Genomic DNA, 15,185 nt, shown 5'->3' with positions numbered 1-15,185 from the left:
GGTCGCCGCGAGCACCTCTTGACAGAGGTGACACGATGCGCCTCGCGCGCCGGGGGAGCGGGGGCCGCGGGGTGGAGCGAGCCCGGTGCCCCACCCCGCGGTGTCCTCACGCGCCGCGGACGGTCTCCCCGGCATCCTGAGCACGGTCGCGCACGGTGGAGGCCGCCTCGGCGGAGTCGTCCTTGACGTGCTGCACTGCCTCGGCGGCGCGATCCTTCACGGCGCCCACGGCTTCGCTCGCGGGTTCCTTCAGGTCGGAGACGATCTCCTGCGCGACGTCCTTCGCCTCGTCGATCAGCGGAGCGGCCTTGTCCTTCGCCTTCGCGGCGGCATCGCGTTCGGCGCGCGACGGCGGGATGAGGGAGGCGAGGACGAGGCCCGCCCCGAAGGCGACGAGACCCACGGCGAGCGGGTTGCCCTTCGCCGTGTGGCCCGCGTCGTGCGCGGCATCTCCCGCCCGGTGGGCGAGGTCGGATGCCGCACTCCCGGCGTCGTCGGCGACCCCCATGACGCGATCGCGCACGTTGCGCACGGCGCCGTGCAGCTTGCTCTTCTGCCGATCGACGATCTTGGAGGGCGTCACCTTGTCGGCGAGGGCGTCGACGTCGGAGCCCAGGTCGGCACGGGTGCGCTCGATCTCGGCGCGGATGGCTTCCGGTGAATCGGTCATCGGTTCTCCTCGTTCCTTGCGAATGCTTCCGGTATCTCCTGCAGAGTGGCCGCCGTCTGCGGCACGCCCTGCACGGTCTTCAGGCGGCGGCGGCCGATCACGAAGAGGATCCCCGCGATCACCGCCCAGATCACGGCGACCACCACGGCCGACCAGGCGTGCCCGATCAGCAGCGCGAGCGCCTCCCAGAGGGCGATGGACAGGAAGAGCACGACCATTCCGGCCGCGTATCCCGCACCGCCGAGCAGCCCGGCGCCCTTCGCCGACTTCGTCGCCGAGTCCTTCACCTCGGCTTTGGCCAGCGCCAGCTCCTGGCGCAGGAGCGTCGACATGTCCCGGGTGACCTCGCCGACGAGCTCACCGAGCGAGGTCGTCGCCGCCCTCTGCTCAGAGGGTGTCGGGTCGGTCATCCGAACCTCCTTCGCGGGCGCCGTCGAGGCGCGCGGCGGACTCGGTGTACAGCGGCGGGTCGCCGCCGTCGACGTCGGCGGTCAGCCCCGTGTCGTCGACGACCGGGACGGTGGGCGTCGCGTCGACGCCACCGAGCGGCGGGACGGTCCCCTCGAGCCGGTTCGCGTCGTGGTCGCTCGCCCTCACCGCGGCGTCGGCGTCCGCGAAGCGCGGCCCGCCGAGCGGGGCGGGAGCGGTCGATCCCTCCGTGCTGGATGCGGCACCGGCGGCGATCGCGCGGCTGAGCCGGCCCACCACCACTCCCGCGACGGCCGCGACGGCGATGAAGGTGCCGGGCCGTCGACGGGCGAACGAGGTGACGTCCTGCATCAGCTGCTGGGGATCGCGATCCGCGAGCCACGAGCTCACGGTCGAGGCGTGCCCGGCGACGCGTCGCACGAGATCGCCCGCGATACCGCCCCCTTCATCGGCATCGGCCATGCGGGAGAAGTCCTGGCCCAGGGACCCGAGTCCGTCCGCGAGGCGCTGCTGCTGCGTGGCGGCCTGGTCCGACAGCTCTCGTCCCGATTGCGCCATGAGGTCGCCGATGCGGGCCTTGGCTTCGCCGGCGACCGCGGCCGCCTCGTGGGCTCCGGACTGCGCGACCTCCTGGGCGGCGTGGCCCGCCGTCTTCGCGGTTGCCGACGCCTCCTGGGCGGCTGCTCCCGCCTTCGCGGCTGTGCCCGAGTCCTCGTCATGCGACGTGGTGAATTGCGACATGTTCGCTCCTTCCGTGGCGTTGGAGTGTCCGGTCTAGGTCCGAAAGCACGCCTCTGCCTCGGGCCTTGCACCGCTCGTCGCCGCATGCAACGCGCGCGTCGGCCGGAGCTCTTCGGAAAGCGTCCACGCCGACCGACCCGCCGTGTCGCCCAACGCAACGGTCAGGAGCACCGGGGTGGGATGAGTACGATCATGGCTCGTGCAGTCGTCATCCGAAGTTCCGCCGTCGCCCTTCCCGGGCTCGGCTCTCGGGCGCTCCCTCCTCGCGTACGGCGAGGCGCGGCGCACCGTCGCCGCCGAGGCCCGTCGCGCACTCTCCCTGAACGAGCTCGATGCGCGGGCCCTGCTGTTCGTCGCCGACAACCCGGGGGCGCGGCCGTCGCACGTGCGCGATCACCTCGGTATCACCTCCGCCGGCGTGACCACGCTCATCGACCGTCTCGTCCAGCGCGGCGCCGTGCGTCGCGATCTCGACGCCGAAGACCGCCGGGTGAATCACATCACCGCCATCGTCGACTTGGACGCGCCGCCGTGGTCGGCGCTGCGCGCGTTCGATGCGGGCATCGAGGACGCGGTCGCCCGTATGGATCCGGCCCTTGCCGGCCGCGTGGCGCAGGTCATCGACGAACTCGTCGCGCACGCGCGACGCTGACCGGCCGTCACTCCAGCCCGGGACCGGTGACCATCCCCGTGCGGCCAGGGGTGAGGGGGGCGATCCCGCGTCGGGCGACGCGACTACTCGGCGGCGGCGGCGAGGAATGCCTCGGAACGCGCCTGCAGGAACGAGCACAGCGCGGCGAGGGTCGCGAGTTCTCCGGACAGGGCCATCACGCGTCCGGCCGGAAGGGGAGCGGCGTCTTCGCGCGGCTCGAACGTCACCGACCAGTCGGTCGCGCCCTCCGCGTTCCCGGGTGCGATGTAGAAGGTCGTGGACACGCTGCGCAATCCGGCCGCGATCAGGCCGGCATCCCCGCCGTCGTCGCTGTCCTGCGGGATCACGCGGAGGATATCGGCGTCGTCGTACCCCAGGGCACGGAAATCGTCGATCCACGACTGCAGCGTGGTCACTGTGCGAAACGGCATCACGATCCCCTCGGACGATGGCGCTCGGACGGCCACCGCATCCATTATGGCGCGCGTGGCGGTGCGACACCGGGGTCGTGACCCGCGTATCGAGGCGCCGCCGAGCACCGCACCGGGGAAGAGCGCGGCGGCACGGGGTTCCGCAATACCGCCTGGGAATGCAGCCGCGCCCCCGGTGACGGTCGGTCACCGACCGGATTCTGCGCTTCCCGGCTGATCGATCGCGCCCGGCGGCCGACCGCGCCGAAATGCGCATTTTCCGCGCGACGGAAGATACGGTGAAAGTGGATGGGGGGTCATCCACGCCGGCTTTCGTGGTCGGAGGCAGCGGTGTGGATCACGGTGTTCTCGCAACGTGAGAGCGTTCCCATATCGTCGTACGCCCCTGGGCGCAATGGTCTAGCCGCACATTCATGGACGATTTAGGAAGCCTGCGTGGAGCATACGAACATCGAGACGCGCGACGCCGAGACGGTGGAGCACCTGTGGCAGACGATCGTCCCGGGCGCGCGCATCGCCCGAGCGGATGCGATCCAGCCGGCGCTGGCGTGGCATGCGGCGTCCGAGCCGGGCTTCGGGTTCTGCGACTACACGATCGGTTCGACGATGCTGGTCGAGTCCGACCCGCTCGACCAGGTGGTGGTCGGCCGCATAGCCGGTCCGCGGGTCGCCGGTACCTATCGCCGCGAACGCATCGACACCGCGGTGCCGTTCATGGTGGTGGACCGTCCGCTGGAGATCGCCTTCACCGGGCGCATCGCGGGCACCGCGGTGTCGTTCTCGCGGACCGAGTTCGACGACGCCGCCCGGCGCCTGTCGGGCGACGACGGATTGCGGGTGCGGGCGACCGGCTACGCGCCGGTCAGCGAGCAGCGGATGCGGTACTGGTCGCGCACCTGGGAGTACACCCGCGACGTGCTGCTGCGCTCTCCCGAACGCACCCCGCTCATCCAGCAGCAGGCGCGCACGCTCATGCTCGAGGCGTCGCTGATGACCTTCCCCACGACGTTCACCGACGCCCTCGCGTCGGGGCGCCCGTCGCGCCCGCTGCCCGCCCCGGTGCGCCGGGCGAAGGCCTATGTCGAGGCGCACGCCGCCGAACCGGTGGTGCTCGCCGACATCGCTCAGGCGGCCCGCCTGTCGCCGCGCGGCCTGCAGTACGCCTTCCGCGCCGCCACCGGCCGCACCCCGATGCAGTATCTGCGCCGTGTGCGTCTGGATGCCGCGCGCGCCGAGCTGCGCAGCGCCGATCCGTCGGTCGAGACGGTCGCGGCGATCGCCGCGCGCTGGGGCTTCTCCAACCTGGGCCGCTTCGCCGCGATGTACCGCGGGGAGTTCGGCGAGACGCCCTCGACGACGCTGCGCTCCTGACACCGCCCTCGCCCCGCTGGGTCCTGTTCCCGCTCCGAGTCAGTGCCCCGCGCCGAGGCCGCCGCTGAGGCGGTCGTGGAATCGGGCCGCCGCGTCGTTCATGCCCTCGAGCTCGACGGTCGTGCCGAGGTGCGCGTACTTGGTGCGCACCGCGTCGAGCGCGGCGACGGTCGAGGCGTCCCACACGTGCGAGCGCGTCAGGTCGATGACGACGCGCGCCGGGTCGCGGTGGTAGGCGAACTTCGTCGTGAGGTCGTTGCTCGAGGCGAAGAACAGCTCGCCCTCCACGATGTAGCGGGCGGTGTCGCCGTCGACCGTCCGCGTGACGTTCGTCAGGCTCGCGACCCGGCGGGCGAAGAGCACGGCCGCCGCGACGACGCCCACCCCCACGCCGATCGCGAGGTTGTGCGTCCACACCGTTCCCGCGACGGTCAGCACCATGACGATCGTCTCGCTCAGCGGCATCCGGCGCAGGGTCGAGGGGCGGATGCTGTGCCAGTCGAAGGTGGCGATCGACACGACGATCATCACGGCCACGAGCACGGCCATCGGGATGATGGCGACCACGTCTCCGAATGCGAGAACGAGCACCAGCAGGAAGACGCCCGCGAGGAACGTCGAGATGCGGGTGCGCGCGCCCGACGCCTTGACGTTGATCATGGTCTGGCCGATCATCGCGCAGCCGCCCATGCCGCCGAACAGGCCGGACAGCACGTTCGCGGCGCCCTGGCCGAGCGACTCGCGGGATTTCGACGAGGGCGTGTCGGTGATGTCGTCGACGAGGGCCGCGGTCATCAGCGACTCGAGCAGGCCGACGACGGCCATCGCGAGTGCGAAGGGGAGGATGATGCCGAGCGTGTCGAGGGTGAATGGCACGTTCGGGATCAACAGGGCGGGCAGGCTCTCGGGCAGCGCGCCCTGATCGCCGACGGTCGGCACCGAGATGCCGAACACGACGGCGGCGCCGGTGAGCAGCACGATCGCGACCAGCGGTGCGGGAATGGCCTTGGTGAGGCGCGGAAGCAGGTACATGATCGCCAGGCCCGCCGCGGCGATCGGGTAGACCGCCCAGGGCACGCCGATCAGCTGGGGCACCTGCGCGGTGAAGATGAGGATGGCCAGGGCGTTCACGAAGCCGACCATCACGCTCCGCGGGATGTAGCGCATGAGCTTCGCGACGCCGGCCAGGCCCAAGATCACCTGCAGGATGCCACCGAGGATCACCGTCGCCAGGAGGTAGTCGACGCCGTGCTCGCGGGCGACGGGGGCGATCACGAGCGCGATCGCGCCGGTCGCCGCGGAGATCATGGCGGGGCGTCCACCCAGGAAGGCGATCGCGACCGCCATGACGAACGACGAGAAGAGTCCGAGGCGGGGGTCGACGCCGGCGATGATTGAGAACGCGATGGCCTCGGGGATGAGCGCGATCGCGACGACGAGGCCGGCGAGCACTTCCCGGGTGAGCAGGCGCGGGGACCGCAGGGCCTGCAGGACGGTGGGTTCGGGGCGCGGGCGCGCGAGGACGTCGGTCATGTCGATGCTCCTGAGGGGTATCGGGGGGAACCCGCAGCGGCGCGGGGAAGAATGGGGGGTAGCGATCGCGACCGAGAAGAACTCTACCGTAACGTCAGGTTTGCGGGATCGGGGATGCCATGACACAGGGGAAGCCGATGCAGATCGGCGAGCTCGCCGAGCGCACCGGGCTGTCGATCCGGACGCTGCGGCACTACGACGAGATCGGCCTCCTGCGCCCGTCGGCTCGGAGCGAGGGCGGGTTCCGCCTCTACACGAACGACGACGAATCCCGCCTCCTGCTGATCCGCCGGATGAAGCCGCTCGGGTACTCGCTCGAGCAGATGGGCGAGCTGCTGGCGGTGGTCGACGGTCTCGAGGCCGACCCCGACGACGCGGCGCTGCGCGAGCGGTTCGCCGGCATCCGCGAAGAGGCGCAAGAGCGCCGCGAAGACCTGCGCCGCAAGGTCGCCGCCGCCGACGAGTTCGTCGCGCAGCTGGAGGCGCGATGACCGTCCACGACATCTCGCTCGAGGGGCACGGCATCCGGCTTTCTCCCGCCACTCCCTCGGACGCCGTCGAGGCGTGGCCCTTCACCGACCCGGAGCTGTGGAGTCGCATGACCACTCCCTGGCCCGACTCGACCGACGCCTACGCCGCGCACGTCGACCGTCAGCTCGCGACGCCCGGCCTGTTCGCGTTCACCGTGAGGGATGCCGACACCGGCGCCGTGCGCGGCTCGACGACGTTCTACGAGTACGTGCCCGCGCAGGGACGCGTCGAGATCGGCACGACCTGGTACGGCCGGGACTTCCAGGGCGGTCGCACAAACCCCGCCGCCAAGCTGCTGCTGCTCACCCACGCGTTCGAGACCTGGGGCGTCAACCGGGTCGCACTGCGCTGCGATGCGCGCAACGAGCGCAGCGCCCGGGCGATCGAACGGCTCGGCGCGACGGCGGAAGGGCGCCTGCGTCGGCACCGCATCGCCCCCGACGGCTCGGTGGCCGACACTCTGTACTTCTCGATCCTCCGCGACGAGTGGGACGGGGTGCGCGCCGGACTCCAGGCGCGGCTCGCAGCACCCGCGTCGCGCGAAACGGCGTCTCGCTGACGATTCGCGCCGTCGTGCGCGCGGGGCGTCCCCGGCGCGCGATCCCGCGGTCCACATGCTCACACGCCGCCCTCTCGCGGTCCACGGGCACGCGGAATGGTTCCCGCTTCCGCGGGGGAGTCGGCCCGCAGGGCGCGACCCGTGATTCAGGCGGGCTCGGCAGCCGTGTAAGATCGTCTGTTGGAAGTGTGTCCGAGCGGCCTAAGGAGCATGGCTGGAATCCATGTAGGCGGGGTAACTCGCCTCGCAGGTTCAAATCCTGTCACTTCCGCCACACGAAGAGCGTCATCCCCGGATCGGGGGTGGCGCTCTTCGGCATTCAGCCCACGCTCTCGCGTTCGCGCTCGGCATCCACGGCGCCCGGCCGCACGACGAGCGAGCGGGGCAGCACGCGCGCGAGCACGCGCCGCGCCGGGGTCGCCCGCGCGAACAGCCCGGCCCGGATGCGGTCGACGGCCGCGGCCAGCGCCGGCCCGTTCGCGGCGTCGGGCGCGTCACCCGCGTAGCTCACGCGCTCGAGGGCCTCGCTCAGCACGCCGACGTCGTCCGCGTCGACGCCGTGGTCGTCGATGAGGCGCGCGGCGAACGCGCGGGGCGACTCGGCCCCGGGGGCGAGGATGCCGAAATCCACCGCGTCCTCCTGCAGCGCCGTCCACGCGGCCACCGCATCGCCCGCTCCCGCAGCGTTCAGCCGCCGGCGACGACGGACGATGCGCAGCAGCGCCGGAACGAACGCGGCCACCAGCAGCGCCAGGACGACGATCCCCACGGGCACCCACGCGGCGCCCGGCCGCGCGCTCGTCGACGCGCCCCCGGTGTCGACGGCGCCCACGTCGCCGCGGTCGGCCGCCGAGGGCGCCGTCGACGGCTGCGCGTCGGGGGCAGCGGCATCCTGACCGGGGCTGGTGGGTGTCGTGCCGCCGTTCGAGGTCGATCCCGAGGCGAAGTTCGTGGGCACGCCGAGGCTGTTCGTCGGCTCGAAGGGCACCCACCCGATGCCCTGGAAGTAGACCTCGGGCCAGGAGTGCAGCTGGCTGGAGGTGACGGTGTACTCGGTGCCGCCCTGCTGCGGGATGCCGGAGGCCGTGCCCGGTAGGTACCCGACCACGATGCGCGAGGGCATTCCGAGCGTGCGTGCCATCACGGCGAACGCGGAGGCGTAGTGCACGCAGTAACCGGCGCGCACCTGGAGGAAATCCGCGACCGCATCGAGCCCGGCGCCGTCGAAGCCCGCGTCGACGGGTGCATCGAGTGAATACCGGAACGCGCTGCTGCGGAACCACGTCTGCATCGCCAGAAGGGCGTCGTAGGGGTTCGAGGTCCCGGCGGTGACCTCGCGGGCCGTGTCGCCGATGACCGCGGGCACGTCGGCCGGCAGCGCGGTGACGTCGGCGCCGAGGCCCGTGTCGCCCACCGGACGGCTGCGGATCTGCTCGAGCGTCGGGCGCGGCACGCTCGCCTGCACCTCGTACTGCTGGTCGCGCGTCGAACCGGCGCGCGTCACCACCGTGCGGTTCTGCGGCATCCCCAACCACTCGCCGTCGAGTCCCGTGACCGTCGAGGCGGGGTAGGGCACCGGCAGCCAGGGGCTGTCGAGGGCGTCGACGGTGACGTCGGTGGTCCAGTCGGCGCGGGCGATCTCGGCGTCGGCCTCGACCGGGCTGAAGACGGCGCCGTCATCGGGGACGGCCACGGTGTCGGCGCTGTCGGGCGACCAGACGGCGCCGTCGAAGCGCGAGAGCGTCACCGCGCGCAGATACGGCGCCGTCGGGGCGGTCGTCCGCACGGTGAGGACGTCCACCTCGCGCGGCTGGCGCAGGTCGTTGCCGAGCTCGAGGTTGGGGTTGATGGTCGTTCCCGTGCCGCCGGAGCCGCCGGTGGCGAAGCGCAGGCCGGGTTGGGGGAGGAGCGGCGTGGCGACGACGGCGACGATGACGGCGACCACCGCGACGGCGACGGCCGTCGCCGAGACCCCCAGCCGCCCGGACGCGGTCCGGGCGATGGGGCGATGTCGGGCCTGCACGGCCGCACGGGCGCGCGTGTCGACGCGCAGCAGGAACAGCAGGGCGGCGGCGAGGAGCACGAAGCCCGCGACGTCGACGTCGGCGGGGATCGCGATCGTGGGGATCAGCGACACCGCGACGAGACCGACGCCAGCCAGCAGCGGCATGCGCGCGGTCAGCACGACGTGATCGAGCACCAGGGCGAGGCCGCCGACGGCGGCGACGAGCAGGAAGCTCAGGCCGGTCTCCGGGGGCACCGGGGCCACGCCCAGGCGGATCTCCTCGGCGGCCCCCGAGAGCAGTCCCGGCACCGAGGCGAAGGTCGCCGGGGTCGGGATGACGCCGAGCAGCGCGGTCGAGCGCCCGAACAGCAGCGTGAGAACCACGATCCAGACCGCTGCCTCGACGATGCTGGCGACGACGGCGGGCAGCTGCGCGAGGCGCACCAGCAGTCCCGCCGCCAGCACCGCGGCCGACAGCACCGCCGCCCCGGCGACCCACGGCCCGGGGGCGATCACCGAGAACGCGGGCAGCAGCGCCGCGATGATCGCGACGTACAGTCCCACCGTCAGCAGCGCGGCGTCGCGCCGCCGGCGGGCGGTGCAAAGTCGGGTGACGTCAGCGGCCGACACGGGCGTACCCCTGTTCGATCGCGTCGTCCCACGCCGCGGCGACGTCGCCGCCGGGGAGCACATGTGCGGCACGCCACCCGCCCGCGCGCAGCCGCTCGAGCTCGGCGTGCTCGGCCACGACGAGCAGCACCGGCAGGGCGGAACGCTGAGCGACGGCGCCGAGGTCGGCGCGGTCATCGGCCTGCAGCGACCCGGTGATCACGATCACGGGCCCCGTCAAGGCGGCCGCCGTCGCCGGGACGACGCGTCGCGCGGGATCGTCCGGGCGGGCGCGCAGGCTCGCGAAGACCGCTGCGGTGGCGCGCGCGTCGGCGTCGTCGCCGCCCTCCACGGGGTCGGCGAGCAGATGTCCGTCGCTGTCGATCACGTCGACCGTGTATCCCTCGTGGACGAGGCGCGCGACCGCGGAGACGCACGCCGAGACGGCCGTCTCGAACGCCGCGTCGCCGCCGGGGGCGTGCGCGGCCACCGGCGACCACCGCGACAGGGCCCGGTCGAGCACCACGGTGGCCGCGGGGCTCGACTCCTGCTCCTCCTGCCGCACCATGAGCGTGTCGCGGTGGGCGGTTGCCCGCCAGTGGATGCGGCGCATCGAGTCGCCGGGTGCGTAGGGGCGGGCGACGAGGTTGTCGGCGCCCTGACCGATCTGCAGCGTGGTGGTCTGGCGGGATCCGCCGGCCTCTCCCGCGGCTCCGGGCAGGGCCGTCAGCTCGCGCACCGTGGGCGCCACGGTCACCGGCGTCGTGCGGCCGAGGGCGATGCGTCGACGCAGTAATCCGAACGGATCGGTGGTCGTCACCTCGAAGGGCCCGAGGGAATGGATGCCGCGCGCGGCCCCCGTCATGCCGTAGCGCACCTCGATCGTCGACGACGCACCGCCCAGGCTCGGGGCGATCGTCGGCGACGACCCCTCGGCCGGTCCCGACAGACCCGACGGCAGCGCGTCGCGCCACCGCCCCGGAGCGGTCGGCAGGGCACTGTGGATGCCGGCGCGCACGGTGACGGTGGCGGAGCCGCCGACCTCGGGCACTTCGGGCGAGACGACGCGCGTCACCGCACCCGATCCACGCGTCATCAGCAGGGCGACGGCCGACGCCGCCAGCAGGGCGACCAGGAGCGTTGCGAAGTACAGCAGCTCCGGGATGCCGGCGCGCTGCGCGATCACGAAGGCCGCGACCGCGAGCAGAAGGGCGCCCGTCCCTCGCAGCGTGAACGGCCAGACCCGCCCCACCCGCGCTCTCACGGCCGGGCGGCGAGGGGCACGCGCACGCTCGCGGCGATCCGCTCGAGGGCGTCGGTCACCACCGCCGCCCCCGCCTTGCCGCCGGCCGCCGACCGGTTGGCGATCAGGCGATGGGCGAAGACGGGCGCCAGCAGGGCCGTGATGTCGTCGGGGATGACGTACGACCGGCCGTCGAGCGCCGCCCGCACCTTCGCGGCACGCACGAGCTGCAGCGTCGCGCGGGGGCTGGCGCCGAGCCGGATGTCGGGGTGGCTGCGCGTCGCCTGCGCGAGCGCGACGACGTACTCCTCGAGGGCCGGGGCGACGTGGACGCCGCGGGCCCACGCGATCATGGCGGTGACCTGGCGCGCCGAGACGACGGGGGCGATCGCGTCGAGCGGATTGACCGCGTCGCGCTGGCGGAGCATGAGCGCCTCTGCGGCGGCATCCGGGTATCCCATGGAGATCCGCAGCAGGAAGCGGTCGCGCTGCGCCTCGGGGAGTGCGTACGTGCCCTCCATCTCGAAGGGGTTCTGCGTGGCGACCACGAGGAACGGCGAGGGCAGCACGTGCGTGCGCCCGTCCACGGTCACCTGTCGCTCCTCCATGGCCTCGAGCAACGACGACTGGGTCTTGGGGGAGGAGCGGTTGATCTCGTCGGCGATGACGATGTGCGCGAACACCGCGCCGGGCGTGAACTCGAACTGGCGCTGCACCGGATTGAACACCGACACTCCGGTGATGTCGCCGGGAAGGAGGTCGGGCGTGAACTGGATGCGGCGCACGTCGGCGTCGATCGTGGCGGCGAGGGCCCGCGCCAGCATCGTCTTGCCGACCCCGGGCACGTCCTCGATCAGGAGGTGCCCCTCCGCGAGCAGGGCGATCAGGGCGCTCTGCACGGCCTCGGGCTTGCCGTCGATCACCTGCGACACGGATGCCAGGATCCCCCCGGTCAAACGGGCGAAGGACTCCGCATCCAGGGGCACCTCGGCGGCGGGTCGGGTGGTGGTGTCGGCGCGGCGGAGTCGTGATGCCGCCTCGGGCGTGACCGTCTCGTCCATGGCATCCCTTGGGTCGCGGGGTGGAGGCGCGTCGTCGCCGCCGTGACCTGATCGTAACCTGCGCGATGGGGACGGGGGCCTGAAACGGCGGGCGCACAGGCGTCACTCGGCGGATGCTCGGGCCCCTAGGATCGGGGAGCGTTGGTACACCCGAGGAGCCCGCGCATGCCGCACACCACCCCGTCCCTGCCGGATGTCACGCACGTGCTGGCCGTCGACATCGGCGGGACGAAGGTGGATGCCGCCGTCGTCTCCCTCGCGGGCGAGGTCGAGCGGGCGAGCGTCACCAGGCGACCGACCGGGCGAACCGCCGATCGGGATGAGATCGCCCGCAGCATCCGCGAAGCCGCCGTCGCCGCGCTCGCCGCCGTGCCCGACGCCCGCGTCGGCGCGATCGGGGTGGGAAGTGCCGGTCCCGTCGACCTGCCCTCGCGCTCCGTCTCCCCGCTGAATCTCCCGCTCGCGGCCGGTCTGTCGGTCGACGAGGTGCTCGGCGGTCTCGTCGACGGTCCGATCCGCCTCGCCCTCGACGGCACCTGCATCGCCCTGGCGGAGCACTGGCGGGGCGCGCTCGTGGGCTGCGACGACGCCATGGCGATCGTGGTGTCCACCGGCGTGGGAGGCGGGCTCATCCTCGGCGGTCGGCCCGTCCCCGGCGCGAGCGGCAACGCGGGGCACCTGGGCCAGACGTTCGTGCGCACGATCGAGGGCGGCGATGCCGTGGCATCCACGCTCGAGGCGGTCGCGGCCGGCCCCGGCACGGTCGCCTGGGCCCAGCGCCAGGGGTGGCAGGGCGAGACCGGTCTCGACCTGGCCGCCGCCCATGCGGCCGGCGACGCCGTCGCGATCGCGGCCGTCAGTCGCTCGGCCGCGGCGGTCGGTCAGGCGATCGCCGCGGCGGCGACCCTGTGCGACCTCGAGGCCGTCGCCATCGCCGGCGGCTTCTCGCAGGTCGCCCCCGACTACATCGATCAGGTCCGGGCGGCCGCCGCGGAGGCGTCGGTGCACGCGTATGCGCGCCGGTGCCGCATCGTGGGCTCGGGTCTCGACGGCCATGGCCCGCTGCTGGGCGCGGCGGCGCTCGCGCTGCAGGCCTGAGGCCGGGGCGGGCATCGGCCGGCCGGGGTGAGAGCGGCTCCGTCGGTCGGGTAGGCTGTACACGGCTCTCCGCGTGGCGGTACCCAGGCCAACTCCCCCAGGACGGAAACGTAGCAAGGGTAACCAGGCTCTACCGGGTGCGCGGAGGGTCTTTTCTTTACCCGGAAACGAGCCGGCTCACGCGCGGCGGCGAGGGTGCCGGATGGCCCGCCCGTCAGCGCCGGGAGAACGGCCCGTCGAGCGCCGCCCACTGCAAAAGCATGATCGTCTTGGCATCCTGGATCGCGCCGGTGCGGATCATCGACAGGGCGTCGTCGATGTCGTACTCGAGGATCTCGATCTCCTCGTCCTCCTCGGCGAGACCGCCCCGGTCGCCCTCCCGCTCGGCGCCGTCGTAGGCCGCGGCGAAGAAGTGCAGACGCTCGGTCACGGATCCGGGACTCATGTAGACGTCGAAGACGTGCTCGACTTCGTCGACCCGCACCCCGGTCTCCTCCTCGGCCTCCCGGCGGATCGCGGTCACCGGGTCGTCGTCGTCGAGCAGCCCCGCGGCCGTCTCGATCAGCATGCCGTCGGGGTGGTCGTTGACGTAGACGGGGTAGCGGAACTGGCGGGTCAGCAGCACGGTTCGCCGGGCCGCGTCGTAGAGCAGGATCGTCGCGCCGTTGCCGCGGTCGTAGGTCTCGCGCGTCTGCGTGCTCCACTCGCCGTCGTCGCCGCGGTAGCGGAAGGTCGTGGCGCGCAGCACGTGCCACCCCGCAGCGAGGAGGCGCACGTCGGTGACCTCGACGCGCGGGTTGCGGTCGAGATCCCGACCGGTGAGGTGGAGGCCCGTGCGCCCGCGGTGGTCGGGGACGGTGGTGCCGGGCAGCGCATCGTTCATGATTCGGAACAATAGTGCAGAAACGTGCAACAATGTGAATATGCTCGCCGCCGCCCGCAAAGACGCCCTGCTCGAACGGTTGCGCCGTGACGGCCGTCTGGTCGTCAAAGACGTCGCGCTCGAGCTCGGCCTGTCCGAAGACAGCATCCGCCGCGATCTTCGCGAACTGGATGCCGCTGGCCTCGCCGTCCGGGTCTACGGCGGTGCTCTGCCGGCGTCACCGGCCGTCGCCGACTACGACGCGCGGGGGAGTGTGGCCCGATCGAGCAAGGCCCGCGTCGCCGCCGCCGCGGTCGCCCTCATCGAACCCGGCGCCACCGTGCTCCTCGATGGAGGGACGACCACCCTGGCGCTGGTCGACGCCCTGCCGCGAACGTTCGCCGGCACCGTGATCACGCACTCGCCGACGGTCGCCGCGGCCCTTCTGCACCACGAGGCCGAGGTCATCGTGATCGGCGGCCGCATGTTCAAGCACTCGGCCGTGGCGTGCGGCTCCGCGGCCGTCGAGGCGGCGCAGAAGATCAGCGCCGACATCTTCTTCCTCGGGGTGACCGGCGTGCATCCGGCGGCGGGACTCACGACCGGGGATGCCGAGGAGGCGGCGATGAAGCGCGTGCTCGCCGAGCGGGCCGCCGAGACGTTCGTGCTCGCCAGCGAGGAGAAGCTGGGGGCGGCTTCGCGCTTCGGCATCCTGCCGCTCGACGGTGTGGCCGGTGTGGTCGCTGATCTGGAGCGGAAAGCACCGCTTTCGACGGAACTTCGGGCGGCAGGAGCTCGGCTCGTGGGGACGGGGGGAGTCGCGCGAGACCCAGCTGCCGGTCAGTTGTAGTTGAAGCAGGAATCGGCTCGCGACGGTTCGATGGGCTCATCGCGGTAGATCACGATCAAGTTCTCAACGCCCTTCGCGTCGACCGTCACCCCTGGGAGGGGAAAGCAGGCGTACGTGATTCCGCCCTCCTCCCAGAAATCCGCCGCAGTCCCGACGGAACAGTCGTCTCCGTCCTCGCGCGTGAAGCGGATCGAGTCCGGTCCGGAGCTTTCGACGAAGGTCCAGGTGCCGGAGAACGAGCGCGTTTCATCGATCCTCAGGTCGTTGACGGTACGGGGTGTCGATCGACCCTCGCACCAGGCATTCGACGGCCATCCGGTCGCTTGGAAGGTTCCGTCAGCTCGAACATCGAGGCGCAGGGGCGAATCGCCGCCTGCGCTCCACGATCCCACCGCGTCTTGTGCAGACAGGTCATAGTTCAGGGAGGCGCAACCGGTCATCAACATCATCGACACAATGACTCCCGCAAAAGTCCCCGACCGTGCCATCCTCATGACTCCCAAGTAAACGGCACCTCCGTTGCCGCCGGCCGCCTCAGGG

The 15,185-nt window shown here is 72.2% G+C and carries 16 protein-coding genes, 1 tRNA gene and 1 other RNA gene; 8 read left to right on the top strand and 10 right to left on the bottom strand.

Annotated features, from left to right (window positions below):
* Positions 1-106: 106 nt before the first annotated feature.
* Genes B0B15_RS13780 through B0B15_RS13770 form a run of 3 tightly spaced genes read right to left on the bottom strand, consistent with a single transcriptional unit; the run spans position 107 to position 1,840 of the window.
* The gene (locus tag B0B15_RS13780) at positions 107-670 is read right to left on the bottom strand and encodes a DUF3618 domain-containing protein (protein ID WP_076677005.1); all 564 of its coding nucleotides are present in this window, start codon (positions 668-670) and stop codon (positions 107-109) included.
* A complete protein-coding gene (locus B0B15_RS13775) occupies positions 667-1,080 on the bottom strand; it encodes a phage holin family protein (RefSeq protein ID WP_076677003.1) in 414 nt (137 codons plus the stop codon). Before B0B15_RS13775 ends, B0B15_RS13780 begins: the two co-directional genes overlap by 4 nt.
* Positions 1,058-1,840 carry a hypothetical protein gene (locus B0B15_RS13770; RefSeq protein ID WP_076677001.1) on the bottom strand — a complete coding sequence of 261 codons (783 nt, stop codon included), beginning with the start codon at positions 1,838-1,840 and terminating at the stop codon, positions 1,058-1,060. The genes B0B15_RS13775 and B0B15_RS13770 overlap by 23 nt, the downstream gene beginning before the upstream one ends.
* Before the next feature lie 199 nt (positions 1,841-2,039).
* Between B0B15_RS13770 and B0B15_RS13765 the strand changes: the two genes are divergently transcribed.
* A complete protein-coding gene (locus B0B15_RS13765) occupies positions 2,040-2,492 on the top strand; it encodes a MarR family winged helix-turn-helix transcriptional regulator (RefSeq protein ID WP_076676999.1) in 453 nt (150 codons plus the stop codon).
* An 83-nt stretch (positions 2,493-2,575) separates the two neighbouring features.
* On the opposite strand, the gene B0B15_RS13760 is transcribed toward B0B15_RS13765, so the two are convergent.
* Positions 2,576-2,923: a hypothetical protein gene (locus B0B15_RS13760; RefSeq protein WP_076677663.1), complete on the bottom strand. Its 348-nt coding sequence runs from the start codon at positions 2,921-2,923 to the stop codon at positions 2,576-2,578.
* A gap of 435 nt (positions 2,924-3,358) precedes the next feature.
* Here B0B15_RS13760 and B0B15_RS13755 point away from each other — a divergent pair, with 435 nt between their 5' ends.
* Positions 3,359-4,294 (top strand): helix-turn-helix domain-containing protein, encoded by a 936-nt coding sequence (locus B0B15_RS13755; protein WP_076676997.1) that lies wholly within the window; start codon positions 3,359-3,361, stop codon positions 4,292-4,294.
* A gap of 39 nt (positions 4,295-4,333) precedes the next feature.
* On the opposite strand, the gene B0B15_RS13750 is transcribed toward B0B15_RS13755, so the two are convergent.
* On the bottom strand, positions 4,334-5,827 hold the full coding sequence (locus B0B15_RS13750) for a SulP family inorganic anion transporter (RefSeq protein WP_076676995.1): 1,494 nt from the start codon (positions 5,825-5,827) through the stop codon (positions 4,334-4,336).
* Positions 5,828-5,946: 119 nt separating this feature from the next.
* Here B0B15_RS13750 and B0B15_RS13745 point away from each other — a divergent pair, with 119 nt between their 5' ends.
* The 3 genes from B0B15_RS13745 (at position 5,947) to B0B15_RS13735 (ending at position 7,191) form a co-directional block, all read left to right on the top strand.
* Positions 5,947-6,318, top strand: coding sequence for a MerR family transcriptional regulator (locus B0B15_RS13745; protein WP_076676993.1), 372 nt, complete (start codon positions 5,947-5,949; stop codon positions 6,316-6,318).
* Positions 6,315-6,917 carry a GNAT family N-acetyltransferase gene (locus B0B15_RS13740; RefSeq protein ID WP_076676991.1) on the top strand — a complete coding sequence of 201 codons (603 nt, stop codon included), beginning with the start codon at positions 6,315-6,317 and terminating at the stop codon, positions 6,915-6,917. Before B0B15_RS13745 ends, B0B15_RS13740 begins: the two co-directional genes overlap by 4 nt.
* A 182-nt stretch (positions 6,918-7,099) precedes the next feature.
* Positions 7,100-7,191, top strand: a tRNA-Ser gene (locus B0B15_RS13735).
* Between the two features lie 45 nt (positions 7,192-7,236).
* Here B0B15_RS13735 and B0B15_RS13730 read toward each other — a convergent pair.
* The 3 genes from B0B15_RS13730 to B0B15_RS13720 are packed head-to-tail and all read right to left on the bottom strand — an operon-like array spanning position 7,237 to position 11,835.
* Positions 7,237-9,552 carry a transglutaminase TgpA family protein gene (locus tag B0B15_RS13730; protein ID WP_076676989.1) on the bottom strand — a complete coding sequence of 772 codons (2,316 nt, stop codon included), beginning with the start codon at positions 9,550-9,552 and terminating at the stop codon, positions 7,237-7,239.
* Positions 9,539-10,783, bottom strand: a complete 1,245-nt coding sequence (locus B0B15_RS13725) for a DUF58 domain-containing protein (protein ID WP_076676987.1) — start codon at positions 10,781-10,783, stop codon at positions 9,539-9,541. Before B0B15_RS13725 ends, B0B15_RS13730 begins: the two co-directional genes overlap by 14 nt.
* A gap of 8 nt (positions 10,784-10,791) precedes the next feature.
* Complete coding sequence (locus tag B0B15_RS13720; protein WP_083709048.1) at positions 10,792-11,835, bottom strand: AAA family ATPase; 1,044 nt, start codon at positions 11,833-11,835, stop codon at positions 10,792-10,794.
* A 165-nt stretch (positions 11,836-12,000) separates the two neighbouring features.
* Between B0B15_RS13720 and B0B15_RS13715 the strand changes: the two genes are divergently transcribed.
* A complete protein-coding gene (locus B0B15_RS13715; RefSeq protein WP_076676985.1) occupies positions 12,001-12,933 on the top strand; it encodes an ROK family protein in 933 nt (310 codons plus the stop codon).
* Between the two features lie 60 nt (positions 12,934-12,993).
* Positions 12,994-13,090: signal recognition particle sRNA small type (gene ffs / locus B0B15_RS13710), an RNA gene on the top strand.
* Between the two features lie 57 nt (positions 13,091-13,147).
* Here the strand turns inward: ffs and B0B15_RS13705 are convergent.
* Positions 13,148-13,816, bottom strand: a complete 669-nt coding sequence (locus tag B0B15_RS13705) for an NUDIX domain-containing protein (protein ID WP_076676983.1) — start codon at positions 13,814-13,816, stop codon at positions 13,148-13,150.
* Between the two features lie 40 nt (positions 13,817-13,856).
* On the opposite strand from B0B15_RS13705, the gene B0B15_RS13700 reads away from it, so the two are divergent.
* The gene (locus B0B15_RS13700) at positions 13,857-14,645 is read left to right on the top strand and encodes a DeoR/GlpR family DNA-binding transcription regulator (RefSeq protein WP_076676981.1); all 789 of its coding nucleotides are present in this window, start codon (positions 13,857-13,859) and stop codon (positions 14,643-14,645) included.
* On the opposite strand, the gene B0B15_RS13695 is transcribed toward B0B15_RS13700, so the two are convergent.
* Positions 14,636-15,094 carry a hypothetical protein gene (locus tag B0B15_RS13695; RefSeq protein WP_176776652.1) on the bottom strand — a complete coding sequence of 153 codons (459 nt, stop codon included), beginning with the start codon at positions 15,092-15,094 and terminating at the stop codon, positions 14,636-14,638. The genes B0B15_RS13700 and B0B15_RS13695 overlap by 10 nt on opposite strands.
* Positions 15,095-15,185: the final 91 nt, after the last annotated feature.

The sequence above is a fragment of the Microbacterium sp. RU1D genome (genome assembly GCF_900156435.1).
GTDB lineage: Bacteria > Actinomycetota > Actinomycetes > Actinomycetales > Microbacteriaceae > Microbacterium.
This window is presented reverse-complemented; position numbering and strand designations above follow the sequence as displayed.